This is a genomic window from Rhizobium phaseoli (genome assembly GCF_010668805.1).
Classification (GTDB): Bacteria; Pseudomonadota; Alphaproteobacteria; order Rhizobiales; family Rhizobiaceae; genus Rhizobium; species Rhizobium phaseoli_A.
In genome coordinates, this window is the sequence record NZ_WUFT01000010.1 from 65,142 (window position 1) to 88,371 (window position 23,230).

The 23,230-nt window shown below is 61.9% G+C and carries 25 protein-coding genes and 1 tRNA gene; 9 read left to right on the forward strand and 17 right to left on the reverse strand.

Annotated features, from left to right (window positions below; genetic code table 11):
- Positions 1-38: 38 nt before the first annotated feature.
- Together GR197_RS16870 and GR197_RS16875 are read left to right on the forward strand one after the other, a co-directional pair.
- A complete protein-coding gene (locus GR197_RS16870; protein WP_164011461.1) occupies positions 39-734 on the forward strand; it encodes a fumarylacetoacetate hydrolase family protein in 696 nt (231 codons plus the stop codon).
- A 10-nt stretch (positions 735-744) separates the two neighbouring features.
- Entirely contained in the window at positions 745-1,275 is a 531-nt protein-coding gene (locus tag GR197_RS16875; RefSeq protein WP_164011463.1) for a gamma carbonic anhydrase family protein, read from the forward strand.
- A 203-nt stretch (positions 1,276-1,478) separates the two neighbouring features.
- On the opposite strand, the gene GR197_RS16880 is transcribed toward GR197_RS16875, so the two are convergent.
- Positions 1,479-1,880, reverse strand: coding sequence for a hypothetical protein (locus tag GR197_RS16880; RefSeq protein WP_164011465.1), 402 nt, complete (start codon positions 1,878-1,880; stop codon positions 1,479-1,481).
- 292 nt (positions 1,881-2,172) lie between these two features.
- Positions 2,173-2,748 (reverse strand): transglutaminase-like cysteine peptidase, encoded by a 576-nt coding sequence (locus GR197_RS16885; protein ID WP_164011467.1) that lies wholly within the window; start codon positions 2,746-2,748, stop codon positions 2,173-2,175.
- A gap of 191 nt (positions 2,749-2,939) precedes the next feature.
- On the opposite strand from GR197_RS16885, the gene GR197_RS16890 reads away from it, so the two are divergent.
- On the forward strand, positions 2,940-4,223 hold the full coding sequence (locus tag GR197_RS16890) for a hypothetical protein (RefSeq protein ID WP_164011468.1): 1,284 nt from the start codon (positions 2,940-2,942) through the stop codon (positions 4,221-4,223).
- Positions 4,224-4,433: 210 nt separating this feature from the next.
- On the opposite strand, the gene GR197_RS16895 is transcribed toward GR197_RS16890, so the two are convergent.
- Genes GR197_RS16895 through GR197_RS16905 form a run of 3 tightly spaced genes read right to left on the reverse strand, consistent with a single transcriptional unit; the run spans position 4,434 to position 6,575 of the window.
- Positions 4,434-4,832 carry a Fur family transcriptional regulator gene (locus tag GR197_RS16895; protein ID WP_164011470.1) on the reverse strand — a complete coding sequence of 133 codons (399 nt, stop codon included), beginning with the start codon at positions 4,830-4,832 and terminating at the stop codon, positions 4,434-4,436.
- Positions 4,829-5,644 (reverse strand): iron chelate uptake ABC transporter family permease subunit, encoded by an 816-nt coding sequence (locus GR197_RS16900; RefSeq protein WP_164011472.1) that lies wholly within the window; start codon positions 5,642-5,644, stop codon positions 4,829-4,831. The genes GR197_RS16895 and GR197_RS16900 overlap by 4 nt, the downstream gene beginning before the upstream one ends.
- Positions 5,637-6,575 (reverse strand): ATP-binding cassette domain-containing protein, encoded by a 939-nt coding sequence (locus GR197_RS16905; RefSeq protein ID WP_164011474.1) that lies wholly within the window; start codon positions 6,573-6,575, stop codon positions 5,637-5,639. The genes GR197_RS16900 and GR197_RS16905 overlap by 8 nt, the downstream gene beginning before the upstream one ends.
- Before the next feature lie 102 nt (positions 6,576-6,677).
- On the opposite strand from GR197_RS16905, the gene GR197_RS16910 reads away from it, so the two are divergent.
- From GR197_RS16910 to GR197_RS32050, 3 genes are all read left to right on the forward strand, one after another.
- Positions 6,678-7,688 carry a zinc ABC transporter substrate-binding protein gene (locus tag GR197_RS16910; RefSeq protein WP_164011476.1) on the forward strand — a complete coding sequence of 337 codons (1,011 nt, stop codon included), beginning with the start codon at positions 6,678-6,680 and terminating at the stop codon, positions 7,686-7,688.
- Positions 7,689-7,820: 132 nt separating this feature from the next.
- The gene (gene zigA / locus GR197_RS16915; RefSeq protein WP_164011478.1) at positions 7,821-9,041 is read left to right on the forward strand and encodes a zinc metallochaperone GTPase ZigA; all 1,221 of its coding nucleotides are present in this window, start codon (positions 7,821-7,823) and stop codon (positions 9,039-9,041) included.
- Complete coding sequence (locus GR197_RS32050; RefSeq protein WP_204330252.1) at positions 9,038-9,214, forward strand: hypothetical protein; 177 nt, start codon at positions 9,038-9,040, stop codon at positions 9,212-9,214. Before zigA ends, GR197_RS32050 begins: the two co-directional genes overlap by 4 nt.
- 162 nt (positions 9,215-9,376) lie before the next feature.
- Here the strand turns inward: GR197_RS32050 and GR197_RS16920 are convergent, their stop codons facing one another.
- Complete coding sequence (locus GR197_RS16920) at positions 9,377-9,703, reverse strand: RcnB family protein (RefSeq protein ID WP_164011480.1); 327 nt, start codon at positions 9,701-9,703, stop codon at positions 9,377-9,379.
- 320 nt (positions 9,704-10,023) lie between these two features.
- Here GR197_RS16920 and GR197_RS16925 point away from each other — a divergent pair, with 320 nt between their 5' ends.
- Positions 10,024-10,407 (forward strand): VOC family protein, encoded by a 384-nt coding sequence (locus GR197_RS16925; RefSeq protein WP_164011852.1) that lies wholly within the window; start codon positions 10,024-10,026, stop codon positions 10,405-10,407.
- A gap of 183 nt (positions 10,408-10,590) precedes the next feature.
- Positions 10,591-11,922, forward strand: a complete 1,332-nt coding sequence (locus GR197_RS16930; RefSeq protein WP_164011482.1) for a hemolysin family protein — start codon at positions 10,591-10,593, stop codon at positions 11,920-11,922.
- A gap of 61 nt (positions 11,923-11,983) precedes the next feature.
- Here GR197_RS16930 and chrA read toward each other — a convergent pair whose 3' ends face one another.
- A complete protein-coding gene (gene chrA, locus GR197_RS16935; protein WP_164011484.1) occupies positions 11,984-13,405 on the reverse strand; it encodes a chromate efflux transporter in 1,422 nt (473 codons plus the stop codon).
- A 1-nt stretch (position 13,406) separates the two neighbouring features.
- Positions 13,407-14,222 (reverse strand): chromate resistance protein ChrB domain-containing protein, encoded by an 816-nt coding sequence (locus GR197_RS16940; RefSeq protein WP_164011486.1) that lies wholly within the window; start codon positions 14,220-14,222, stop codon positions 13,407-13,409.
- 337 nt (positions 14,223-14,559) lie between these two features.
- On the opposite strand from GR197_RS16940, the gene GR197_RS16945 reads away from it, so the two are divergent.
- Positions 14,560-14,874, forward strand: coding sequence for a hypothetical protein (locus GR197_RS16945; RefSeq protein WP_164011487.1), 315 nt, complete (start codon positions 14,560-14,562; stop codon positions 14,872-14,874).
- Between the two features lie 239 nt (positions 14,875-15,113).
- Here the strand turns inward: GR197_RS16945 and GR197_RS16950 are convergent, their stop codons facing one another.
- The 9 genes from GR197_RS16950 to GR197_RS16990 form a co-directional block, all read right to left on the reverse strand.
- Positions 15,114-15,416 (reverse strand): hypothetical protein, encoded by a 303-nt coding sequence (locus tag GR197_RS16950; RefSeq protein ID WP_164011489.1) that lies wholly within the window; start codon positions 15,414-15,416, stop codon positions 15,114-15,116.
- Positions 15,417-15,487: 71 nt separating this feature from the next.
- Entirely contained in the window at positions 15,488-15,784 is a 297-nt protein-coding gene (locus GR197_RS16955) for a hypothetical protein (protein ID WP_164011491.1), read from the reverse strand.
- Between the two features lie 154 nt (positions 15,785-15,938).
- Positions 15,939-16,014, reverse strand: a tRNA-Lys gene (locus GR197_RS16960).
- Between the two features lie 221 nt (positions 16,015-16,235).
- Positions 16,236-17,147: a PhzF family phenazine biosynthesis isomerase gene (locus tag GR197_RS16965; protein ID WP_164011493.1), complete on the reverse strand. Its 912-nt coding sequence runs from the start codon at positions 17,145-17,147 to the stop codon at positions 16,236-16,238.
- A gap of 129 nt (positions 17,148-17,276) precedes the next feature.
- Entirely contained in the window at positions 17,277-18,047 is a 771-nt protein-coding gene (locus tag GR197_RS16970; RefSeq protein WP_164011495.1) for an NUDIX hydrolase, read from the reverse strand.
- A gap of 8 nt (positions 18,048-18,055) precedes the next feature.
- Positions 18,056-19,165 carry an endonuclease/exonuclease/phosphatase family protein gene (locus tag GR197_RS16975; RefSeq protein ID WP_164011497.1) on the reverse strand — a complete coding sequence of 370 codons (1,110 nt, stop codon included), beginning with the start codon at positions 19,163-19,165 and terminating at the stop codon, positions 18,056-18,058.
- Positions 19,166-19,285: 120 nt separating this feature from the next.
- Positions 19,286-20,305, reverse strand: a complete 1,020-nt coding sequence (locus GR197_RS16980; RefSeq protein WP_164011499.1) for an ABC transporter ATP-binding protein — start codon at positions 20,303-20,305, stop codon at positions 19,286-19,288.
- Entirely contained in the window at positions 20,293-21,987 is a 1,695-nt protein-coding gene (locus GR197_RS16985) for an ABC transporter permease (RefSeq protein WP_164011501.1), read from the reverse strand. The genes GR197_RS16980 and GR197_RS16985 overlap by 13 nt, the downstream gene beginning before the upstream one ends.
- Positions 21,988-21,994: 7 nt before the next feature.
- Positions 21,995-22,972: an ABC transporter substrate-binding protein gene (locus GR197_RS16990; RefSeq protein ID WP_164011503.1), complete on the reverse strand. Its 978-nt coding sequence runs from the start codon at positions 22,970-22,972 to the stop codon at positions 21,995-21,997.
- Positions 22,973-23,230: the final 258 nt, after the last annotated feature.

Sequence of the window (23,230 nt, forward strand, 5' to 3'; positions counted from 1 at the left end):
AGGTGCTGCCAGACTTCGAAAACAGAAAGAGCCCGCTCATGTCCGATCCCGCAACCGTCATCCCGCTTCCGCAACCGGTTTTGCTCCCGGTCGAAGGCAGCGCCGAGCGTTTTCCGGTGCGCCGCGTCTATTGCGTAGGGCGCAACTATGCCGACCATGCGATCGAGATGGGTCATGATCCCACCCGCGAGCCGCCCTTCTTCTTCCAGAAGAATGCCGATAACCTGCTGCCGGCCGGCAATGCTTTTCCTTATCCGCCGCTCTCGAACGACGTCCATTACGAGGTGGAATGTGTGCTTGCGCTGAAATCCGGCGGCGCCAACATCAAGACCGCAGACGCGCTCGACTGCATCTACGGCTATGCCGTCGGCGTCGACTTCACCCGCCGCGACCTGCAGGGCGAGGCCAAGAAGCTCGGCCGTCCCTGGGAACTGGCCAAGGCCTTCGAACATTCCGCCCCCGTCTCGTCGATAGTTCCGGCAAGCCGCCTCGGCCATCCCTCGCAGGCAAAGATCTGGCTGGAACAGAACGGCAGGCCTGTCCAGGACGGCGATCTCAACCAGATGATCTGGAAGGTGCCGGAAATCATCGCCGAACTGTCGAAGCTCTTCACGCTGGCGCCGGGCGATATCATCATGACCGGCACGCCTGCCGGCGTCGGTGCGGTCGCCAGGGGCGATCGCATCAGTTGCGGCATCGACGGCGTCGCCACCCTATCGGTCGAGGTCGTTTGAGGAGAGAGCCATGTCGGTTTACGCGCTCGGCGGATCAACGCCGAAACTGCCCGCCGCCGGCCTCTATTGGATCGCACCGGACGCCAACATCATCGGCGAGATCGAACTCGGCGAGAATGTCGGCATCTGGTTCGGCGCAGTGCTGCGCGGCGACAACGAGAAGATCACAATCGGCGAAGGCACCAACATCCAGGAGGGTGTGATGGCCCATACCGACATGGGCTTCCCGCTGACCACGGGCAAAGGCTGCACCATCGGCCACCACGCCATCCTCCACGGCTGCACGCTCGGAGACAACGTGCTGATCGGCATGGGCGCCACCATTCTGAACGGCGCGAAGATCGGCAACAACTGCCTTGTTGGCGCCAATGCGCTGGTAACCGAAGGCAAGCAATTCCCCGATAATTCCCTGATCGTCGGAGCACCGGCCCGCGTCGTGCGCTCGCTCGACGCGGCGGCAATCGAAGCCATCCGCCGTTCGGCGGAAAACTATGTCGCCAACTGGCAACGCTTCGCGCGCGATCTCAAGCAGATCGGCTGATCGGGTAATTCAGAAGTGGTGGCCGGCCCCGTCCTTCGAGGACCCTGCGGGGCACCTCAGGATGTGGTTGGAGAGAAGTGGCAGTCTACAGCGAAGAAAACCACGATGAGCAGGTCGGCGAGGATCGGAACATCGAGAGAGCAGAGCGACAGCGCTATGCCAAGGCTACCGCAATGACGACTGATTTCGTTGAAAAAACCGCCTTATTCGGCAGCTTCGAGAAACTGACTGCTTCGTGAGGAAGAGGCAAGCGCCTGAACCCTGGCTTCCGCCTTGGCGATCAGCTGATAGAATTCGTCCTGCGCCTCGACATCCAGTTGAATGACGGCATTGACATCATCGGGCGTATCGCAAACGCAGGCGATCGCCGAAATGGGACAGATGCCGCCGGGGTAGCGCTTGCCGGCTCCGGTATAGGCGCGACGGCCCCACCGCTCGGAATAGACCGTCTCTTCCCGCTCGAGATGCAGGATCGTTCCCTTGCAGGCGGTCACAATAGCCGCTTTGCCGTAAGCGAACCAATGATAGTTCAGCTTCCGGAGAATATATTTGCCGGTGATATCCTCGCCAGCCAGTTCGGCAGGGTTTTCAATCATTCTGATCATGAAGGCTTCCCTCAACGTTTGCAGAATATCCTTCATCTCTTCTTAAGCGGCAAGTCAAAAAACGCTGATTTTGGAGACACTTAGTCACAAAGTGTTTCCGATTCTTACATGATTCACGCGCTGGGCCGTGTTTCGGGCACACAATTCCTCGTCGAATTTACCGCACGTGCACCCGATTTCGCCATTGCCAGCAGGAGAGTTTCGGGCTGCAAGACAGGACCAATTCGCGGCCGAGACCGGGCTGCCGGTGTCAGACACCTTGGCGATGCGATTGAACGACGACGCGTCTGGTTCAGGAGAACTCACCGGCGCGAGGACCAGCAAGCGTCACGCGCCAGCCCGTTCGCGACCGGAAATCCTGCGTGGCCAGAAACGTATAGCCGGTTATGCGCCAGGGCTTCACGGCGCTGCTCAGATTATCGAGTACGAAATCGCCACCGTCCGTCCGGGCAATGAGAACGACATGGTTTTGATCATGCGGTCCGATGACCACGGAAAGCGCCAACCGGTTCGAGGGAAAACCAGCCTCTATCAGGTCCTTCATCTTCTGGAGGGCGTAGTCCTCGCAGTCGCCACGGCCGGCGACCGGGAGAGACCAAACATCCTTGGATCCGGAAGAGGGGCGATCTTCTGCGGGAATGATGCGTCCATTTACAGCACGATTGACCTTTTGAAGAAGCGCCATGCCTGCCGCGTCGTTCAGCTGTTGCGTCGCCATCCTGCCGCACAGCCATTTGTATTTGGCGCAGGCTGCGCCGAATCCCACAGGCGCGCCGATGCTTCTCGTTACAGGCAGCGATGACCCGGCAACAGCCTGAAAAGCCAGAAGAATGAATGAGATAGCAGCAAGAGAAAAGAGACGCGCCATAGCCGATTCCCCTTATTTGTATCGTCACGATAGCAGAGTCGGTCTAAAAATTTATTAAAATTTTATACTTGCGAATTTAACCTTATTATAGGACTGAAACAGGTTAACTATTGTTTATTCTTCACGTTAATTGATCGTTAGTATAAGAAGTCTCTCCATTAACATTCAGTTAACCTTGGGAGACGAGTGAAATGATCAGCAGAGCATCGAAATTGGGCATTGCCTTTGCTTCGCTTCTGGCAAGCAGCAGCTTGGCAACCGCAGCCCCGGCAGTGGTTAACTGCAACAGCGCAGTTCGCGGCACACTCGAATACAGGCTGTGCATGCCGACCAAATCAATTCCGGCCGGCAGCAAGTTCAGCCCGAGAGATAGCGACCCCAGCAGCCAGGGCACCGGCAGCGGCAAGAAAACATCGAACACCGGCTCGACTACCGAAAACAGCGGCAACCAAGTTGCGGACGGTGGCGGAAACGATACCGGCGGCGGAGATGACACCGGTGATGGCAAGGACCACGATCATCACGGTGGCAAAGACCGCGATCATCACGGCGGCAAGGACCGCGATCATCACGGTGGCAAAGACCGCGATCACCACGGCGACAAGGACCGCGATCACCACGGTGACAAGGACCGCGATCACCACGGCGACAAGGACCGCGATCATCACGACGACAAGGACCGCGATCATCACGACGGTGACAAGGGCAAGGATCACGGTCACGGCAAGAGCGACAATGGTGGCTCCGGCAAGGGCGACAATGGCGGTTCCGGCAAGAGCGACAATGGCGGCTCCGGCAAGGGCGACAACGGCGGCTCCGGCAAGAGCGACAACGGCGGCTCCGGCAAGAGCGATAATGGCGGCTCCAGCAAGAGCGACAATGGCGGCTCCGGAAAGGGCGACAATGGCGGCTCCGGAAAGGGCGACAATGGCGGCTCCGGCAAGGGCGACAATGGCGGCTCCGGCAAGGGCGACAATGGCGGCTCCGGAAAGAGCGACAATGGCGGCTCCGGCAAGGGCGACAATGGCGGCTCCGGCAAGAGCGACAATGGCGGCTCCGGAAAGAGCGACAATGGCGGCTCCGGCAAGAGCGACAATGGCGGCTCCGGCAAGAGCGATAATGGCGGCTCCGGCAAGAGCGACAACGGCGGCTCCGGCAAGAGCGACAATGGCGGCTCCGGCAAGAGCGACAATGGCGGCTCCGGCAAGGGCGACAACGGCGGCTCCGGAAAGAGCGATAATGGCGACTCCGGCAAGAGCGACAACGGCGGCTCCGGCAAGAGCGATAATGGCGGCTCCAGCAAGAGCGACAATGGCGGCTCCGGCAAGAGCGACAATGGCGGCTCCGGCAAGAGCGACAACGGCGGCTCCGGAAAGAGCGACAATGGCGGCTCCGGCAACAGCGACAATGGCGGCTCCGGAAAGGGCGACAATGGCGGCTCCGGAAAGGGCGGTTCTGAATCCAAGCCGGACTAACCTTACCCACACAGAAATGCAAAAGGTGGGGCCGCTCTCGCGGCCTCACCTTTTTGAGTCATCGCTTTGTGTATTGATCTGCAGCAAACACCCAGAGGAAACAACGCGTGGATCGTCACCTTCGGGCACGCCGCCTCCCCGCCCTGCCTTGTATGTGCAGGTCAGGGATTTCGTGCGATAGGATAAGGCGCCGACGGATAATGTGGCCGCTTACGCCGCACAAGCCTCGCACAAACCGCGGATCTCGATCGTCGTCTTCGCTGGTTTGAACTTCTGCCCCCGCACCCAGGCCATCAGCCGATGGTCGACCTCGTGGTCGTGGAACTCCATCACCTGGCCGCAGCTTTCGCAGATCGCGAAGGCGACGATGCCATGGCTGTGGCAGTCATCGCCCGGATGGGCGCAGGCGACGAAGGAATTGATGCTTTCGAGCCGATGGACGACACCGTATTCGAGCAGCTTTTCCAGCGCCCGGTAGACCTGCAGCGGCGCGCGAAACCCGTGGTCGCGCAGCTTGTCGAGTATGGTGTAAGCGCTGAGCGGTCCTTCGGCTTTTTCGAGCACGTCGAAGACCAGCGACTGGTTCTTGGTGAGTTGCGGTGTCGTCATGAACCTTGTCCTTGCATGGCCGCGCGGTGACGCCTGGCGGGAAGCAGGCTGAGCATGAAGAGGATCAGCGCCGCGACCACGATCGATGGGCCCGACGGCGTGTCGTAGGTGAGCGAGCCGAACAGCCCGCCGACGACGGCGGCCGCCCCGATCAGCGAGGCGAGCACCGCCATGATCTCCGGCGTCGCCGAAAAGCGTCGCGCCGCAGCCGCCGGAATGATCAGCAGGGAGGTGATCAGCATGATGCCGACGATCTTCATGGCGATGGCGATGACGACGGCCATCAGCAGCATGAAGAACAGCCGCGCCCGCTCAGGCCTAAGCCCCTCGGCCTCGGCAAGCTCGGCATTGACGGTCGCAGCCAGCAGCGGCCGCCAGAGCCAGGCCATTGCCACGAGCACGAAGAGCCCGCCGCCCCAGATCAGCACGATGTCGGTCGTTGAGACGGCAAGGATATCGCCGAACAGGAAGGCGATGAGATCGATCCGCACCCAGCTCATGGAGGCGACCATGACAAGGCCGATTGCCAGTGTGGCATGCGAGAGGATGCCGAGCAGCGCATCGGCCGACAGCGCCTGTCGCTTCTGCAGGAAGAGCAGCAGCACCGACACGAGCGCGGCGACGGCAAAGACCGCCAGCGTCAGATTGAGTTCGAAGAGCAGCGACAGCGCGACGCCGAGCAACGCCGAATGAGCGATCGTATCGCCGAAATAGGCCATGCGCCGCCAGATGATGAAGCAGCCGAGCGGCCCCGTCGTCAGCGCCAGGCCGACGCCGGCAAGGATGGCGCGCACGAAGAAATCGTCAAGCATGGCGGCCCTCCCCACTGTGAGAATGGGCATGCGGGTGCTCATGTCCATGGCGATCGTCGTGATCCTGCGCATGGTCGTGGTCGTGCGCGTGATGTCCGTCAAGCTCATGGTCCCGTTCGGGACCATGAGCGGGGTGGCAGTGATCGGTGACCGTGCCGTCGGCATGTTGCACGCGCCCATCCGGCAGGTGCGTATGGTCGTGGTGATGGCTGTAGACGGCAAGCGTCTGCGCCGCCCGGCTGCCGAACAGGCGCACATATTCCGGGCTGCGGCTGACTGCCTCCGGCGTGCCGCGGCAGCAGACATGGCCGTTAAGGCAGATGACCGTATCGGTCTCGGCCATGACGACGTGGAGATCGTGCGAGATCAGCAGGATGCCGCAGCCAGTCGCATTGCGGATCGACTTGATCAGGTCGTAGAGCGCGATCTCGCCTGAGAAATCAACCCCCTGCACCGGCTCGTCGAGCACCAGCAGATCGGGTTTGCGGGCAATCGCGCGGGCCATCAGCGCCCGCTGGAACTCGCCGCCGGAGAGATGCTGCACTTCGGCATCAAGCATGTGAGCAACGCCGGCGGATTCGAGCGCCGAAAGCATATCACGCTCCGGCAGCGGGCCGGTCAGCGTCATCAACCGGCGCACCGAAAGCGGCAGCGTCCAGTCGATCGAAAGCTTCTGCGGAACATAGCCCACTTTGAGGCCGGCCTTGCGCTCCACCCTGCCTTCGTCAGGCTTTAGCACGCCGATCGCCGCCTTGGCGCTGGTCGACTTGCCGGAGCCGTTCGGCCCGATCAGCGTGACGATCTCGCCGCGCGACACGGAAAATTCGACGCCGCGCACCAGCCAGCGGCCATTGCGAAGAACGCCGACATTCTCAAGCGAAACCAGCGGTTCGGCCCTGATACCAGCCGGGGACTTTGCGGGAGAGAGCATCAATTTTTCCGAAAGTGCTGTTGCGTCCTGCTATCGCACACGTTATAGCATAACGCAATTGATGTAATAACATAACATATTGAATTCAAGCGGAGCATGCCGATGAAACGCGCCTTGAGGTCTGCCCTCCAAATGCTGGCCCTTAGAATGCCGGTTCTTGTAATCCCGGCTTTGGCAATCCCCGCTTTGTTGTTTGCCGGCACGATGCGTGCGGCCGATGCGCCTGTCGTCGTCACCTCGATCAAGCCGATCCATTCGCTGGTTGCGGCGATCATGCAGGGTGTGGGCGAGCCGGAACTGATCGTCGACGGCGCCGCCTCGCCGCACACCTACAATCTGAAGCCCTCGAATGCGCGGGCCTTGCAGGAAGCCAAGGTGATTTTCTGGGTCGGTCCCGGCCTCGAGGCTTTCCTCGAAAAACCGCTGCAGGCTCTGGGTTCGGATGCCAGCTTCGCAGAACTCGACGACGCGCCTGGTCTCGTGAAGCTGCCGTTTCGCGAGGGCGGCGCATTCGAGCCGCATGACGACGGCGATGAACATATTGGGGCCGAAGCCGCGCACGGCGCCGAAGCCGACCATGATCACGACCACGGCGCCTTCGACACCCATCTCTGGCTCGATCCGATGAACGCCAAGGCGATGGCCGCCATGATCACCACGACGCTGGTCGCCGCCGATCCCGCCAATGCGCTGACCTATCAGGCCAATGCCAAGGCGCTGGACGACCGGCTGACGGCGCTGGACAAGGAGATCGCCGCCGCCGTCGCCCCCGTCAAGGACAAGCCCTTCATCGTCTTCCACGACGCCTATCAGTATTTCGAGCACCGCTACGGCATCCGCGTCGCCGGCTCGATCACCGTCAGCCCGGAAACCATCCCCGGTGCCGAGCGCGTCTCGGAAATCCACCGCAAGGTCGGCGAACTCGGGGCTACCTGTGTTTTTGCCGAACCCCAGTTCGAGCCGCGGCTCGTCGATGTCGTCATCGAGGGCACGCGCGCCAGGTCAGGCGTGCTCGACCCGGAAGCCGCCACGCTGAAGGCCGGCCCCGACCTCTACTTCACCCTCATGCGCGGCATTGCCGAGAGCATGAAGGATTGTCTCTCCAACGCATGACCTTCATGCGGCGCTCTGCACGTCCTCGCGGACGCGCGGGGAGAGATGAGGCGGAAAAAGGCGGCGACACCCCCGTTCCGCCTTTTTTCGGCAACACTTATGTAATGATATAACATTAATAAAGGTGACGTGATGAATATCAGACAGAAAGACAACAGACTTCCGGTCACGGTGCTTTCAGGCTTTCTCGGCGCCGGCAAGACGACGCTACTCAACCATGTGCTCGCCAATCGCGAGGGGCTGCGTGTCGCCGTCATCGTCAACGACATGAGCGAGGTGAATATCGACGCCGCCCTCGTGCGCGGTGGCGGCGCCAATCTCTCTCGCACCGAGGAGCAACTGGTCGAGATGACCAATGGCTGCATCTGCTGCACGTTGCGCGACGACCTGCTGAAGGAAGTGCGCCAGCTCGCTGATCAGGGCCGCTTCGATTATCTGCTGATCGAATCGACGGGCATCGCAGAGCCCCTACCCGTCGCCACCACCTTCGAGTTTCGCGACGAGAACGGCCAAAGCCTTTCCGACCTCGCAAGGCTGGACACGATGGTGACCGTCGTCGATGCCGCCAATCTGCTCGCCGACTATGCCTCGGCCGATTTCCTCGCCGACCGCGGCGAAACGGCAGGCGATGGCGATACCAGAACCATCGTCGACCTGCTGGTCGAGCAGATCGAATTCGCCGATGTCGTGGTACTGAACAAGATCGGCACGGCGAGCGAGACGGAACGCGACGCCGCGCGGAAAATCATCACTGGTCTCAACCCGGATGCGAAGCTGATCGAGGCGGATTTCGGCAAGGTGGCGCTGAAGGAGATGCTCGGCACCGGTCGCTTCGATATCGACAAGGCCGAGACCCACCCGCTCTGGTACAAGGAACTGCACGGCTTCAAGGACCATGTGCCGGAGACCGAGGAATACGGCATCCGCTCCTTCGTTTATCGCGAGAAGCGTCCCTTCCATCCGGCAAAATTGCAGGCCTTTCTCGACAGGACATGGCCGGGCGTGGTGCGCGCCAAAGGCTTCTTCTGGTTGGCGACGCGCCCGCATCACGTCGGCGAAATCAGCCAGGCGGGCGCGATCGTCCGCACCGGCAAGATGGGTCTGTGGTGGGCAGCGGTGCCGCGCGAACAATGGCCGGACGAGCCGGGCTTCCTCAGCGCCATCAGCCCCTATCTCGACCCCGTCTGGGGCGACCGTCGCCAGGAGATCGTCTTCATCGGCGCCGACCCGATGGAAGAGACCTGGATCAGAGGAGAGCTCGACGCCTGTCTCGTCGAAACCGCAGTCTTCGCGCCCGAGCATTGGCGCAACCTGCCCGACCCCTTCGCCAGCTGGAACCGGCAGGCGGCATGAAGGCGACGGCAATCAAACGCTACCGTTGCATCTGCGAGGAATGTGATCCGTTGCCGCCGATCGAGGGGCTTCATCCGTCGACCCATGAGGGGGATGTGAAGGTTGATCGAACACCAGGGGGATTGTTTCGTATTATTGCCAAGCGGGTGACGGCGGCACGGCGGCAGAATTAGGCGCGGGCCGTGCCCAATCTCCCTCATCCCTTCGGGCTTGACCCGAGGAAGGAATGAGGTGGTGGGGAGAACAACGACGCTCATCGATAGGGTGTCCATTTTCCACCACCCCCTCCCGGAATCGGAAAGGGCGGCTAAAGCCGCCCTCCTCATATCCACCCATCAACGACCGGCAATAATGCTGGAGATCACACCGCTGGTGACGCCGATCAGCAGGTAGTCGTTGTCGGCCCGGACCCAGCGATAGCCGCGCGGCGGCGGCGCCAGCCGGTAGCGGCGGTAGTCATTGACGTCGTGAAACCGGCGCCTCTCGCTGGCATTGACGCGGTATCCCTTCTTCCAATGCGGCCGGAGGACCGTTTTCTCGACGATCACCCTCTTCTGCACGACGACAGGCGGACGGCGATAATCATCCGCGCTGGCCTGGGAGACAACCATCGGGGAGAGAAGGAAGGAAGCGGAAAGAAGAGCTGCAAAAACCTTTTTCATGTGGCGTTCCTTTGTGTTGGGCACGGGAGAAAACTAGGCCCGAAAAGATGAACCGAAACTGAAATTTAAATTAAACTTTCGTAATGGAATCCGATGACTGAGGCATAAATCTTATATTTCAGATGAGGCTTATACAGCTTCGCAAACAACGGTTTTGCCCGAGACGGCGATTGGCGGGCCGTTGCGAAGATCAGATTCGATTTTCGGAAGGATTGGGCGCAGATTCAATTCATGGAGCGCCCTTCGCCCGTCCGATCCAGCGCTTGGCGCTGTCGGATCGTCGCGCGGGATTGCTCGATAAACAGATGATGGAGGAAACCATGCCCGGCATCAGCATGCGCTACATCGTCGACGACGTCGACGCCGCCCTGGAATTCTACACGAAACATCTTGGCTTCTCGATTGCGCTTCACCCCGCGCCGACCTTCGCCATCCTGACCAGGGACGGGTTTCGTCTGCTCGTCAGCGGTATGACGGGACCGGGCGGCGGAGCCCAGGCAATGCCGGACGGACGGAAGCCGGAGCCCGGCGGGTGGAATCGCATCCAGATCGAAGTGGCGGACCTGGAGGCGGAAGTCGCCGCGCTGCGCCTGGCAGGCGCGCGTTTTCGCAACGAGATCGTGCAGGGCATAGGCGGCAAGCAGATCCTGCTCGAAGACCCGGCAGGAAACCCGGTCGAACTCTTCGAAGCGCCGAAGAGATGAACGCCACGGCAGCGATCATTCGGTCGGCTGCGCACTCTTGCGCGCCGCATCGGGCAACTGCGCAGATCATCTGACGCGGTGGGCCAGCAGCGGCATCATCACTGCAAGAATGGCGGCTGCGCCTTGCTACCTGTGTGCCAGCGTGTAGTTTCGGGCTAGCATCATTTCAGAGGTAGGGAAAACATGTCCGAATCCGCGGGCGGGCTCTTCGACTTTGTCGGGATACTAGCCGTGCTACTTCTCGTGGCTGCCAACGGCTTCTTCGTCGCCGCCGAATTCGCCCTGGTCTCGGTGAGGCGCAGCCGCGTCACCGAACTTGCCGCGGCAGGCCGCATGAATGCCTCGGCGCTTCAGCGCGCCGTCGACAATCTCGACGCCAACCTCGCCGCCACCCAGCTCGGCATCACCATCTCGTCGCTGGCGCTGGGCTGGGTTGGCGAACCGGCGCTTGCCCACCTGATCGAACCTCTGCTGTCCTGGCTGCCCGGACAGTGGGCGACAACAGGCGCGCATACCGTCGCCATCGTCATTGCCTTCGTCATCATCACAGCACTTCACATCGTGCTCGGCGAGCTCGCGCCGAAAAGCTTGGCGCTTCAGCGAAGCGAGGCGACCTCGCTTGCCGTGGTGCGTCCGCTCGGGATTTTCCTGTTGCTGTTCAAGCCGGCGATCTCTGTCCTGAACGGCATGGGTAACCTGGTGCTGCGAGGTGTGGGGCTTCGCGCCGGAACCGGCGAATCGTCGTTCCATTCGCCGCAGGAGCTCAAGCTGCTCGTCGCCGAAAGCCAGGAGGCCGGCCTTCTCAACCAGGTGCAGCAGCAGCTCGTCGAGCGAGTCTTCAACATCGGCGACAGGCCGATCTCGGACATCATGACCCCGCGTCTCGATATCGAATGGTTCGACGCCGATGACAGCGAGGCGGAGATCCTGAAAACGATCCGCGAATGCAGTCACGAACAATTGCTGGTCGCCCGCGGCTCGATCGACGAACCGATCGGCATGGTGTTGAAGAAGGACCTTCTCGACCAGGTTCTCGACGGTGGCAAGGTCCGGCCGATGGCGGTGATCAAGCAACCGCTGGTGCTGCACGAGGGCACCTCGGTCGTGCGTGTGCTCGACAGTTTCAAGGCCTCACCAGTCCGGCTCGCCATCGTCATCGACGAATATGGCAGCCTCGAAGGGATCGTCACCCAGACCGATCTGCTCGAGGCCATCGCCGGCGACCTGCCCGGATCCAACGAGGAGCCCGACATCGTCGTGCGGGAAGACGGATCGCTGTTGATCGATGCAATGATGCCGGCCTTCGACGCCTTCGAACGGCTGGGCCTGCGCGATCGCCCGGATGCCGATTTCCATACGCTTGCGGGCTTCGCGCTGCACCAGCTCCAGCATATCCCTGAAGCCGGCGAAACCTTCGTTTTCGACAGTTGGCGTTTCGAAGTGCTCGATATGGATGGCATGCGCATCGACAAGATGCTGGCGACGCGCATCCCCGCGGACGGGGCGGAAGGCTGATGCCTGTCGCCCGGAAGTATGCAGCGGTTCCGGGACAACGACATGCACAAAATTAGGAGCTTTAGCTGACAGCCAGCGTCCAGAGCATTCCCGATATCGCACAGGCAAGCAACGTCGTGATGACCGAGGTCCTGAACCGGAAGATCGCGATGGCGGCGGCGGCAGACAGCGCCATTGCCGCCGGCACGGCCGATTGCAGCACGGGGATATCGAGCCGCAGGCCGCCAAGGCGGACGGTGGTGACCTCGGCAAAAAGCGTGTGCAGGCCAAACCAGATGGCGAGGTTGAGAATGACCCCGACCACCGCCGCCGTGATCGCCGACATAGCGCCGGCAAGCGCCACATTGCCGCGCAGTTTTTCAATGAACGGCGCGCCGAGGAAGATCCAGAGGAAACAGGGCACGAAGGTAACCCACGTCGTCAGGATTGCCGCAAGCGTGGCGGCGAGCATCGGATCGAGCGATCCGGGATTGCGGTAGGCGCCCATGAAGCCAACGAACTGAAGCACCATGATCAGCGGCCCCGGCGTCGTCTCGGCCATCCCCAGGCCATCCAGCATCTCGCCGGGTTTCAGCCAGCCGAAACGCTGCACGGCTTCCTGCGCGACATAGGCGAGCGCGGCATAGGCACCACCGAAGGTAACGACCGCCATCTTGCTGAAGAACAGACCGATCTCGGTGAAGACGTCGTGTGCCCCGAACGCTGCATAGAGGGCGGCGACAGGTACGAGCCAGAGAGCGAGCAGAGCTGCCGACATACGCAGCGACCAAGCGAGATTGGGGCGCGCATGATCAGGTATGCCGTCCCCGAGCGCAGACTCGGCATCCGAAAGCACCGAACCGCTCCCAGCCTTGTGGCCGCCCCCCGGCCTGAAGGCGGCAAGCCCGAACCTGCCGCCGATGAAGCCGGTCATGGCGGCGGCGAGCACGATCAGCGGGAACGGCACGTGCAAGAAGAAGATGGCGACGAAGGCCACGGCCGCAATCAGGAGCATGAAGTTGTTTCTGAGGGCTCGGCCGCCGATGCGGATGACGGCCTGCACGACCACGGCAAGCACCGCCGCCTTCAGCCCGAAAAACACGCCGGCGACGATGCCGACGCTGCCATAAGCCGCGTAGATATAGCTGAGGCAAAGGATCGACAGGAATCCCGGCAGCACGAACAGCAGGCCGGCGACGAGACCACCGAGCGTGCGGTGCATCAGCCAGCCGATATAGACGGCGAGTTGCTGCGCCTCGGGGCCGGGAAGCAGCATGCAATAATTCAGCGCATGCAGAAAACGATGCTCGCCGATCCATCGCTTCTCATCGACGATGATCCGGTGCATGACGGCGATCTGGCCGGCCGGACCACCGAAGCTCAAGGCGGCGACGCGCAGCCACACCTTGAAGGCTTCGCCGAAGGAGACGCCGTGGTGATGCCCCTCTCCCGCATTTCTCTCCACCGTTTGGCCGGTAGGGCTATTGTCTGTCATCTCGGCCATCTCATGCCCTCTTCTTCGGCGCGGGCCAGTTGTGGGTTTCCTCGGTCGCGTCCCGGCACCAGCGGAAGAAGGCATCGTAGAGAAGCATGCCGGCCTCGACCTGCTCCAGATCGTCGGAATACATCCTGGAGAGGCCGAGCGAAGCGGCAAGCAGGCCAGGCGCCTCGGGCGCGAGATCGAGCCTTGCGGTATCCGCCGCCCTGATGATCTGCGCCAGCCGCAGAAGCGGCTCGGACGCCAGGCCGAATTCCTCGACCATCACGTCGAAGGTGCAGAACTCGCCGCGATGGCTCCAGAACACGCCTTCGATATCGAAGGGGACCGCCCCGAAGCGCTCGCCGACGGCACACACTTCGGGCGCCGGCACGAATAGGAAGACCGCGTCCGGATCGACGAAGCGCCGGATCAGCCAGGGACAGGCGATGCGGTCGATCTTCGGCCGCGCCCGTGTCACCCAGACGGTGCGTCCTTCAGCGTCGCGGCGCGGCAGCTTTTCCTCAGGCACCGCCGCCCCGCCGGCAATCCAGGCTTCGAAGCCGCCTTCGAGGCTTTCGGCATCGATCCCGCTATGGCGCAGACAGGCGGCCACGCCATGGCTGAGCTTGCCGCCCTTCTGACAGACCACAACGACGGCATCGGCATCGATGCTGCCCGCCCAGGACGCGACCGCGGCATGATCGCGCCGGATCGAGCCCGGAACCAGCCGCGGATCGAGTGCGAAGTCGGTCTCGGTGCGAACATCGATGATGCAGGGCGCCCCGGGAGTTCCGATGAGGCGGCTGAGTTTTTCGGTGGAAATTTCGAGAAATGACGGCATGACGCGTCCCTCCGTTGATCGGTGTTACTGGACGCGATTCTTCAGCATGACGCCTCGTGGGGTGATCGCAACCCCATGGCAAAACCATGCGCAAACAGACCCCGTCGTGTCAAGCGGACCGCTTGCACGGAACAGAGACTCGCGCCGTTTACATCGGAGCGGCAGGTCTTCCGGTGGGCAAGCAAGCCCACCGCCCGTTGCAAAAGCGGACGGCTCTGGCTGCCGATTCGGGCGAGCTGCGGCGCGCACCCCCCTGATAGCAACCGACTCCCAGCGCCAACACGGAACAAAAAGCCCACTTTGGCATTCTTCATTCACCGAAAGAGGAGAAAGTACCATGACGTACGACCCCAATAATGCCAACGACCCGAACCGCCCGCTGAACCCAAATCTGGATCTGCGCACGACGCCAGGCCCGCGCACCAATAATACGTGGGTTGTCTGGGTCGCTGCATTGGCCGTGATCGCTGTCGCTGCATTCGCCTATTCGCAGTGGAGCACCCCCGGCACATCCCCTGATACAACAGCCTCCACGACGCAATCCGAGCCGGCGCCGGTCAAGCCGATCGCTCCGACTGACAACAGTGCAACGCCTGCACCGGCGCCTGCAGCACCGGCACCGGCTACGCCGGCTGCCCCTGCCCAGCAGTAACGCCTGCTCACCCGAAAGAAGTCGGCAAAGCGCCGGCTTCTTTCTGCCGTAGTCTCTTGAATATCGCGAAACAGACCCTATTTCAGGGATAGTGAATTTGTCTCTGACGGCTGACCACGGATGTACTGGCAGCCGTTATCGAGACAGATCGAGGAAGGGTCGGTGCGAGTTTCGCCCGGCCTTTTTTCTTCAGTGGGTCACCGATGAATGCATGCCGGTGATGACGCTGAAATCGGAAACTATTTCGGGATCCTGTTATAGAACGACTGGGGATCGTACACGCACTGGTAGTCGAGAAGGCAAATCTTGCCATTGCCATCCCTTAACCTCGCCGTTTCGTACTTGTCGCCCAGATTGCACCTGGCTGGTGGATAACGAAAACTGCGGCCACCCAAGCCCATGCGCACGAAAACGGCTTTGTCTTTGCGGATGATTTGGGAAAGCTCATCGCAGCTATGATCCCTGGCATTGACTTCCACCGCCTCGATGGCGAGGGCTGCGGACGGAAACAGCAGCGCGACGGCCAGCACAACGCTTTTCATGAAAACTCCTGACTATGAAGATATGAAGTTGGAGCATCGCACCGATGCCCACCATGCCTCAACCGATGAACCTAAGGGAAATTATAGGGCGACGCGGGATCGAAGACGCAGGCATAGTCGAGAATGCACTGCTTTCCGCCAGCATCGCGAAAACTCGTCGTCGCGCGCTTGTCGCCCATGCTGCATTGCGCCGGCGGATAGCGAAAGCTGCGGCCACCGAAGCCGACGCGGACAAAGACCTTTTTATTCTGACGGATGATCTGCGCAAGCTCGCCGCAGCTATGCTCGCTTGCCTTGACCTCCTTCGCGCCAGCGGCAAAGGCCGGCAATGGCAGAGACAAGGCAATGGCTAGAATGACGCTTCTCATGAACCCCTCCCCCTCATGAGAGAGCAAATAGGGCGCCGGGATCGGCGCTGCCAGATCTACGAACAGCTCGACCATGCCGCCCGTTTCCGGAATAGTTTCCGCCGGGCCGGAAATTCCGGCCCAACGTCAAATACATCAATCTTTTCAAGAAATTTGGTGGGTGATGTAGGGCTCGAACCTACGACCCGCTGATTAAGAGTCAGCTGCTCTACCAACTGAGCTAATCACCCGTTCGCGCTTGGTTGCGCGGTGTGACGGGGCGTATAAACAGGATCGGCAGGCTTGTCCAGCACATCGGCGAATTTTCTTTGGTTAATCGCGAAGATTTTTCGGCATGGCTGAAATGCGGCGCGCAACCCCGACCATCGGAACCGATTTTCCGAAAGGATTATGCGCAGATTCAACGCGATAGGGCGTCCTTAGCGATCGGACGCGCGGCGCTCTGATGAAATCAAAGGTCGAGCGTGCCGCTGGCCAGTCGCACCGCCTGGCCGCCGATCCGCGCGTTGGAGATCGCCCCGCCGTCGACATCGATATGCAGGTGGATGAAGGATGGCCGGCCCATCTCGACGCCCTGCTCGATCATGATCGGGTGATGCCCGTCCGTCAGCCGGTCGAAATGGTGGATGGCACCGGAGAGTGCTGCAGCCGCCGAGCCGGTGGCCGGGTCCTCGACGATCCCCATGCCGCTTGCGAACATGCGCGCATGGAACTTCGCCACGTGGTTGACGCCGCCGCGGCAATAGACATAGGCCGATGCAAGCGCACCGTCGACGAAGGGCACGATCTTTTCCCAGAGCTGCGGATCGAATTCCACCCGTTGCGCGGCTCCGACATCGTGCACCGGGATGAGCAGGAAGGGAACGCCGGCGCTCCAGACCGAGGGCACGTGATTTTCAAAACCGATCTCGGTCACCTTCAGCGACAGCGCATCTGCCATGCCGAGCTTGTCGAGCGGCATGATGGCCGGCTGCGATTTCCGCGGCAGGTCGAATTCGGCAAAGCTCGCCTCGCCTTCCCTAAGCCGCACGGCGCAGCGCACCGGCCCGACATTTTCCTCAAGCACCGTCACGAGATCGAGCGTCGCCGCGCCATGCGCCCGCTCGGCCAGCGCCACCGCCGTGCCGACCGTCGGATGGCCGGCAAACGGCAGTTCGCGCCCGGGCGTGAAGATCCTGAGCTTCGCCGCATAGGCGGGATTGCTCGAAGGCTGTACGAACACCGTTTCGGAGAGATTGATCTCCCGGGTGATCGCCTGCATCGCCTCGTCGCTGAGATCGGCGCCGTCGAAGATCACCGCCAGCGGGTTGCCCGCAAGCTTTCGATCGGTGAACACGTCATAGACGCTGTAGCTTCGCGCCACATCGGCCTCCTTGAATCGGTCATCGCGCCGCCAACCTGCCCGACCAAACGGCCGAGTGCAAGGCGCTAAGTCAGATGGATGCAAGGAGCCAAGCTGGAGCGTGTCCTTCGAGGCCGGCCTGTGGCCTCCTTATGCGCCCGCCTTGCCGAAATACCAGCTAATCACCGGCAGCATGGAGATGTTATAGGGATAGGCCTTGGGATCGGCGGAGCGGATCGCCACCGCACCGGCGATCTCCTTGTCCTCGGCGACCAGCATATGGGCCTCGATCCGCTCCACTATCTCATCCGCCGTCATGTCGAAGCGGAAGAGCCGCATGAGCGTTACCGTGCGTCTGGAATAGCTGGCGTAGAGCCCCGGCCCGGCCGCCGCGTCGGCGAGGTCCAGGCCTGTCTCCTCGTGGACTTCGCGGCGCATATTGGCCTCGATGTCGCAACGCCCGTCGACGATGTCCTCCTGTTCCAGCGAGCCGGCGGCGAAATAGACCTGGCCGGGGTTGGCGGTGTGTGCGCCCATGCGGATCGCCACCAGTGCGCCGTCTGAGCTTTCGAGCACCGGATAAGCAAAGATATGCAGGCCGCCCTGGCGCTGCGGCTGCCGGCGCCACCACATGAAAGCGGAAAAGGGCGTGACGTAGCCCTCGCCCGCAATCCCGTCCTCACTGAACGACAGCCGCTGCTGGAACACCAGTCGCCCCTCGAACAGCGCCGGGTTGGCGGCGGTTTCCTTGGCCCAGTTCTCGCGGATCGCTGCTTCCTCGGCGACGACGAAGGGATGGCTGCCGGGCAGGACGCGCAGATCGACGCCGGCGATCGGGAAGACCGTGGCCTCCGGCGGCCAGCCGGCGAAATCATCGGAAAAATCGCTGTTTGCAAAATTCATGTTCAAATTGGTTTTCATGTTCGCTTTCAGGGGAGATCGAGTGTCATGACGACGGGGCAGTGATCGGACGCCTTCGGCCGGTCCCAGCCTGTGCGCGGATAGCGCTCCACCTCCTGCCCCGGCGGGAAGATGGTGCGATAGGGCTGGCCGCTGCGGATGATGTCAGGCAGACGGCCGGCGTTGTGGGCGGCAAGATCAGGCGAAAGCCAGAGATAGTCGAGCTGGCAGAGCCACTGCTCCTGCGGCCCGCGGGCGTGATAAAGCGTCCAGCGGTCGAGGGCCGCGCGGCGGCGCACGACGTTTTCGGCAAAGCCGTCATGGCTGAAAACGTCGAGCGCGCTCTCGGCCTCATCGTGATGCTCGAAACGATAACCTGCCCCGCGGCGGCCGATGACGTCGACACGCTCCTGGTAATCGTTCATGTCGCCGCAGATGGCAAAATTCTTCTTGCCCGTGTGGCCGGCGCCGAAGCGGTCTTCGATGATGCGGCGCACGGCGCGCGCCTCGGCGCGGCGGATCGGCATCGTCGATTGCCGCCCGTCCAGCCCGTCGCGCGGATTACCCATCGATTTGAAATGCACGACATAGAGCGAGAACGGCCGGCCGCCGATGAGGAGATCAAGCTCCAGGCAGTCGCGTTTGAAGATCTTGTCGTCGATGCGGTTGGTAAGCGCCAGCTCCTCGTCGAAGAGATCGAGATCGCGATAGGTCGTCATCGCATGACTGCGGACTTCCCTGAGCTCGATCTTCTGGCCGTCGCGCGTTTCCTCGCGCATCAGCACGGCGACATCGATGCCGCGGCTGTCATTGCCCTCGACCAGATATTTCTGCCGGTAGCCGTTTCCGACCATGCGGAAGAGATAGCCGTATTCGAAGGCCTGAAGCGCGGCCATATTGTCGATTTCCTGCAGGCAGAGAATATCGGCATCCGCATCGGCGATCGCCAGCGCCGTCATCTGCCGGGTGTCGTCGGTGGCTGCAATCACGCGGGCCTGCTCGAGCTGCTGATAGACACCCTCGCTCGACACTTGGAAAAGCTTGATGACGCGGTCCTGGCGCAACTGATTGCGAAAGCCGGTGAAATCGAAACGGGTCAGCAGATTTTCGACATTGAAGGTGGCGAGGCGAAGCGACATGGCGAAGGTCCGGTTGCGGGCAGTACCTTATCCGGCAATCGCACGGGGAAAAGATGGCGGGCCAAGAAATGTGCGGACAAATGCCCTTTTTGCAGCCCCGGATGCAATTGCCTGGCTCGATCAAAGCCGCCACCCGGCACGGATGACGACGCGCACCGCTTCACCGGGCACGACAGCCACGCGGCTAAAGGCGCGCAGCGTCTGGCCGTTACCGAGCGTGAGCTTCACGGCATAACGTTCGCCCTCGAAGAGCACGGCTTCGATGATCGCCGGAGCCCCCTCGCCGCCGATGGTCACATCCTCCGGCCGCACCAGAATATCGGCGCCATCGGTATTGGCCGCCTGCATCGCATCCTGCAGCTCGTCCCATTCCAGATGGCGTTCGCCGCCCATGACCGGCAACGTCAGGATTGCCCCTCGCCCGATCAGCCCTCCGACTATCCGGCCCTCCGGCTGGGCATAGATCTCTGCCGGCGGCGCCACCTGCAGCAGGCGGCCCTCCGACATGACGGCGACATCGGTCGCGAGCGCCATCGCCTCGCTCTGGTCGTGGGTGACGTAGATCATCGTGGCACCCGAGCGCTGGTGGAATTCGCGGAAGGTTTCCTCCATCTCCTGCTTCAAGTGCCGGTCGAGATTGGCGAGCGGCTCATCGAGCAGTACGACGTCGGGCGATGTCACCAGGCAGCGGGCGAGCGCCACGCGCTGGCGCTGGCCGCCTGAAAGGTCGGCAGGACGCCGCCCGGCGTAATCGGCAAGCCGCACGGTGGAGAGCGCCTCGCCGACCTTCGCCCGGTAAGTCTCGCCGGAAATGCCGCGCACTTTCAAGGGGTATCCGACATTGTCGGCCACACTCATCTGCGGCCAGAGCGCATAGGACTGGAACACCATCGCCATGTTGCGCTTCTCAGGCGGCAGCGCCTGGGCGGCATCGGCAATGAGCCGCTCGCCGAGATGGATCGAACCGTCGGAGGACGTCTCGAAACCGGCGATCATCCTCAGAACCGTCGTCTTGCCGCAGCCGGAAGGCCCGAGCAGCGCCAGGAAGCCGCCGTCGCGCACATCGAGCGAGAAATCGCTGACGGCGGCACGACCGGTGCCGAAATCCTTGGCCAGTCGGTTGAGGATCAGTTTCGCCATGGGACCACCCCTTTCGGCAGGCGTTTTGCCAGGAGTTCGAGCAGCAGCATCATGACGACCACCATGAGGACGACGAGCACCGAGAGCGCCGAGGCAAGGTCCAAGCTGCCGCTGTCGTCGAGATTGTAGATGGCGACACCGAGCGTCTGGGTGCCGGCCGACCAGAGAAGTGCTGAAATCGTCAACTCGTTGCAGGCAATCAGGAAGACGAGGATGACGGAAGCGCCGGCGGCCGGCGCGATCAGCGGCACGATGATGTCGAAAAGCCGGCGGAAGAAGCCGGCGCCGGAAAGCCGTGCCGCTTCCTCCAACGCCGGGTCGAGCTGTTGGAAAGCGCTGACGACGGGTTTCAGGCTGACGGCGAAGAAGGAGGAGAGGTAAGCTATCAGGATGATCCAGATCGTGCCGTAGAGCGAGATGTGCAGGAACGGGATGGGCGCCGCGAAGACCAGGATGAAGGAGACCGCCATGACGATGCCGGGCAGCGAATAGGGTATCTCGATCAGGCTGGACACGATGCGGGAAGCCGCATCTCTTCGCCGCGTCAGCGCATAGGCCGCAAGCACCGTCACCGCCAGGAGACAAAGGGCGGTAGCGGCGGCAAGCGACAGCGAATTGATAAAGGCCGTGCGCGCCACCGCCTGCCGGAACAGGATCTCCTCGAAGGCATGCAGCGACATGGTTTTGAAGGTCAGCGGCACGCCATAGGCCGGCACCAACGCGCCGGCAACGAGCGCGAAGAAGGGGGCGGCCAGCATGAAGAACAGGATCACCCAGAGCAGCGGGGTAAAGACCAGACGCCAGGCGCCGAGTTCGAAGGCAGCACTCGCGCCCGATAACCCGATGACACGATAATCGCGGCCGCGCAACGCTCGGTCCTGGATCATCAGCCCGGCGACCGAGATCATCGCGATAACAGCCGAGAGCACGGCGACATCGCCGAAGGTGCGGCTGGTGAAGGCGGAAAACTTGGTGAAGATGAGCGTCGGCAGCGTGAAGATCGAGGCCGGAATGCCGAGGATGGCGGGAATGCCGAAATTGCCGGTGCAGGAGACAAAGGAGATTGCGGCGCCAGCGATGATGCCGGGCAGCGACAGCGGCAGGATGATATCGCGGAACACCCTGAGGCTCGAGGCGCCGGAAAGCCGCGCCGCCTCGACCCCGTCGCACGGCAGTGTCATCAGCCCGGCCCGCAGCGCCAGATAGACCAGCGGCGCATGCTGCACGCCATAAAGCAGCGCGATGCCGCCCACCGAATAGAGCGGCTGCGGCGAGCCAAGCGGCGGGGCGATGGAGAGCGCCTTTAACAGCGGGCTTGATGGCCCCGACATCTGCACCCAGGCAAGCGCCGTCACCTGCGGCGGGATCATCATCGGCAGCACGAAGAAGAAACTGAGCAGCCCTTTGCCACTGATATCGGTCAGCGTCAGCAGGAAGGCGAAGAGGCAGCCGATGACAAGCGAGATGATCGTGCCGAAAATTGCCGTGACGATGGTGTAATAGGTCGCCGACCAGAGCGACGGATCGCCGAGCACAGTCAGAACGCCGCCATTGGCGAAGGCCGCGATCCCGACCATGGCAAGGCGGGCGAGCGGCAGCACGCTGAGGATGAGGACGGTGACGACGATAAAAGGAAACAGCCAGGCGGGCTGGCTGTTTCCTGTTCTCACATATCCTTGCATGGAAGGATCAGTTCGAGCCGTAGATGCCCGAGAAGATCTTCAGATCCTGGTCGGTATTCTTTAAAGCTTCAGCCGCCTTGATCGGCAGAATCTTGATGCTGTCGCGCGCCGGAAAACCTTCCGGCAGCTTCATGCCGTTGCGGGCCGGGATGTAGCCGAGCTTGAGAAAACCTTCCTGGCCCTTTTCGGAGAGCACGTAATCGACGAACTTCTTCGCGGCATCGGCATTTTTGGTGCTGGCGAGGATCCCGACCGGCTCGGTGACGGCCGAAACGCCTTCGCTTGGGAAGACGAACTCGACCGGAGCACCCTTGGCCTTCTCGCGGATCGGCAGATAGTCGACGACCATGCCGTAAGCCTTTTCGCCCGAAGCGACCGACTTCAGCACGGCGCCGTTGCCGCCGGCCGCGATCGCGCCGTTTTCGGCAAGCGACTTGTAGAAATCCCAGCCGAGGCCCGGCACGGCGGCGAGTGTCTGGGCGTGGATCAGGGCCGCGCCAGAGGCAAGCGGGCTCGGCATGGTGACGAGGCCCTTGGCTTCCGGTTTGGTCAGATCCTTCCAGCTCGTCGGCTTCATCGCCGCCGAAGTGTTGTACATGATGCCGGTCGTGATGAGCTTGGTCGAGTAATAATAGCCGTCGGCGTCATAGAGGGCGGCGTCGTACTGCGCGGCTTCCGGCGACCTGTAGGCGAGCAGCTTGCCGTCTTCCTTCAGGCGCTCGAGCGTCACCACATCGGCGATCAGGAGAATGTCGGCAACCGGGTTGCCGGCCTGGATCTCGGCCTGGAGTTTGGCCATGATCTTCGGCGTGCCGTCGCGCACCCAGTCAACCTTGATATCGGGATTGGCGGCCATGAAGCCATCGACCGTCGCCTGTGCATCTTCGTTCGGCTGGCTGGTATAGAGAACGAGGTTTGCGGCCGAAGCCGGAATGGCAAGCAAGCTCGCGGCGACAAGGGCTGCGGCGGAAACGATCGTTTTCATGGGAGGGTCCTCGGGATTGCGTCACCCCTCCCATATTAGGGGTGGTTGACAGAGATGTGACAGAGCACCACCACTGCCGAGGCCGCTGGCGACCATTTCGCAAAGCCGGTCGATTATGCCTGAATCTTTGAGAAGCCGGCCGTTGATCATCCTCGCTGGGGAGGAATTGAAAGCGTAAGCTCAAGCGGGTTGAGCGCTTCACGCAGGCGTGAACGCCCTGCCATTGCCATCGGACCGTTTTGCGGTACGTCAATCATT

Excerpts from the sequence above, each read along its gene's own strand:
- GR197_RS16870 (WP_164011461.1), top strand. The coding sequence starts at position 39 with ATGTCCGATCCCGCAACCGTCATCCCGCTTCCGCAACCGGTTTTGCTC.
- GR197_RS16875 (WP_164011463.1), top strand. The coding sequence starts at position 745 with ATGTCGGTTTACGCGCTCGGCGGATCAACGCCGAAACTGCCCGCCGCC.
- GR197_RS16880 (WP_164011465.1), bottom strand. The coding sequence starts at position 1,880 with ATGATCAGAATGATTGAAAACCCTGCCGAACTGGCTGGCGAGGATATC.
- GR197_RS16885 (WP_164011467.1), bottom strand. The coding sequence starts at position 2,748 with ATGGCGCGTCTCTTTTCTCTTGCTGCTATCTCATTCATTCTTCTGGCT.
- GR197_RS16890 (WP_164011468.1), top strand. The coding sequence starts at position 2,940 with ATGATCAGCAGAGCATCGAAATTGGGCATTGCCTTTGCTTCGCTTCTG.
- GR197_RS16895 (WP_164011470.1), bottom strand. The coding sequence starts at position 4,832 with ATGACGACACCGCAACTCACCAAGAACCAGTCGCTGGTCTTCGACGTG.
- GR197_RS16900 (WP_164011472.1), bottom strand. The coding sequence starts at position 5,644 with ATGCTTGACGATTTCTTCGTGCGCGCCATCCTTGCCGGCGTCGGCCTG.
- GR197_RS16905 (WP_164011474.1), bottom strand. The coding sequence starts at position 6,575 with ATGCTCTCTCCCGCAAAGTCCCCGGCTGGTATCAGGGCCGAACCGCTG.
- GR197_RS16910 (WP_164011476.1), top strand. The coding sequence starts at position 6,678 with ATGAAACGCGCCTTGAGGTCTGCCCTCCAAATGCTGGCCCTTAGAATG.
- zigA (WP_164011478.1), top strand. The coding sequence starts at position 7,821 with ATGAATATCAGACAGAAAGACAACAGACTTCCGGTCACGGTGCTTTCA.
- GR197_RS32050 (WP_204330252.1), top strand. The coding sequence starts at position 9,038 with ATGAAGGCGACGGCAATCAAACGCTACCGTTGCATCTGCGAGGAATGT.
- GR197_RS16920 (WP_164011480.1), bottom strand. The coding sequence starts at position 9,703 with ATGAAAAAGGTTTTTGCAGCTCTTCTTTCCGCTTCCTTCCTTCTCTCC.
- GR197_RS16925 (WP_164011852.1), top strand. The coding sequence starts at position 10,024 with ATGCCCGGCATCAGCATGCGCTACATCGTCGACGACGTCGACGCCGCC.
- GR197_RS16930 (WP_164011482.1), top strand. The coding sequence starts at position 10,591 with ATGTCCGAATCCGCGGGCGGGCTCTTCGACTTTGTCGGGATACTAGCC.
- chrA (WP_164011484.1), bottom strand. The coding sequence starts at position 13,405 with ATGGCCGAGATGACAGACAATAGCCCTACCGGCCAAACGGTGGAGAGA.
- GR197_RS16940 (WP_164011486.1), bottom strand. The coding sequence starts at position 14,222 with ATGCCGTCATTTCTCGAAATTTCCACCGAAAAACTCAGCCGCCTCATC.
- GR197_RS16945 (WP_164011487.1), top strand. The coding sequence starts at position 14,560 with ATGACGTACGACCCCAATAATGCCAACGACCCGAACCGCCCGCTGAAC.
- GR197_RS16950 (WP_164011489.1), bottom strand. The coding sequence starts at position 15,416 with ATGAAAAGCGTTGTGCTGGCCGTCGCGCTGCTGTTTCCGTCCGCAGCC.
- GR197_RS16955 (WP_164011491.1), bottom strand. The coding sequence starts at position 15,784 with ATGAGAAGCGTCATTCTAGCCATTGCCTTGTCTCTGCCATTGCCGGCC.
- GR197_RS16970 (WP_164011495.1), bottom strand. The coding sequence starts at position 18,047 with ATGAAAACCAATTTGAACATGAATTTTGCAAACAGCGATTTTTCCGAT.
- GR197_RS16975 (WP_164011497.1), bottom strand. The coding sequence starts at position 19,165 with ATGTCGCTTCGCCTCGCCACCTTCAATGTCGAAAATCTGCTGACCCGT.
- GR197_RS16980 (WP_164011499.1), bottom strand. The coding sequence starts at position 20,305 with ATGGCGAAACTGATCCTCAACCGACTGGCCAAGGATTTCGGCACCGGT.
- GR197_RS16985 (WP_164011501.1), bottom strand. The coding sequence starts at position 21,987 with ATGCAAGGATATGTGAGAACAGGAAACAGCCAGCCCGCCTGGCTGTTT.
- GR197_RS16990 (WP_164011503.1), bottom strand. The coding sequence starts at position 22,972 with ATGAAAACGATCGTTTCCGCCGCAGCCCTTGTCGCCGCGAGCTTGCTT.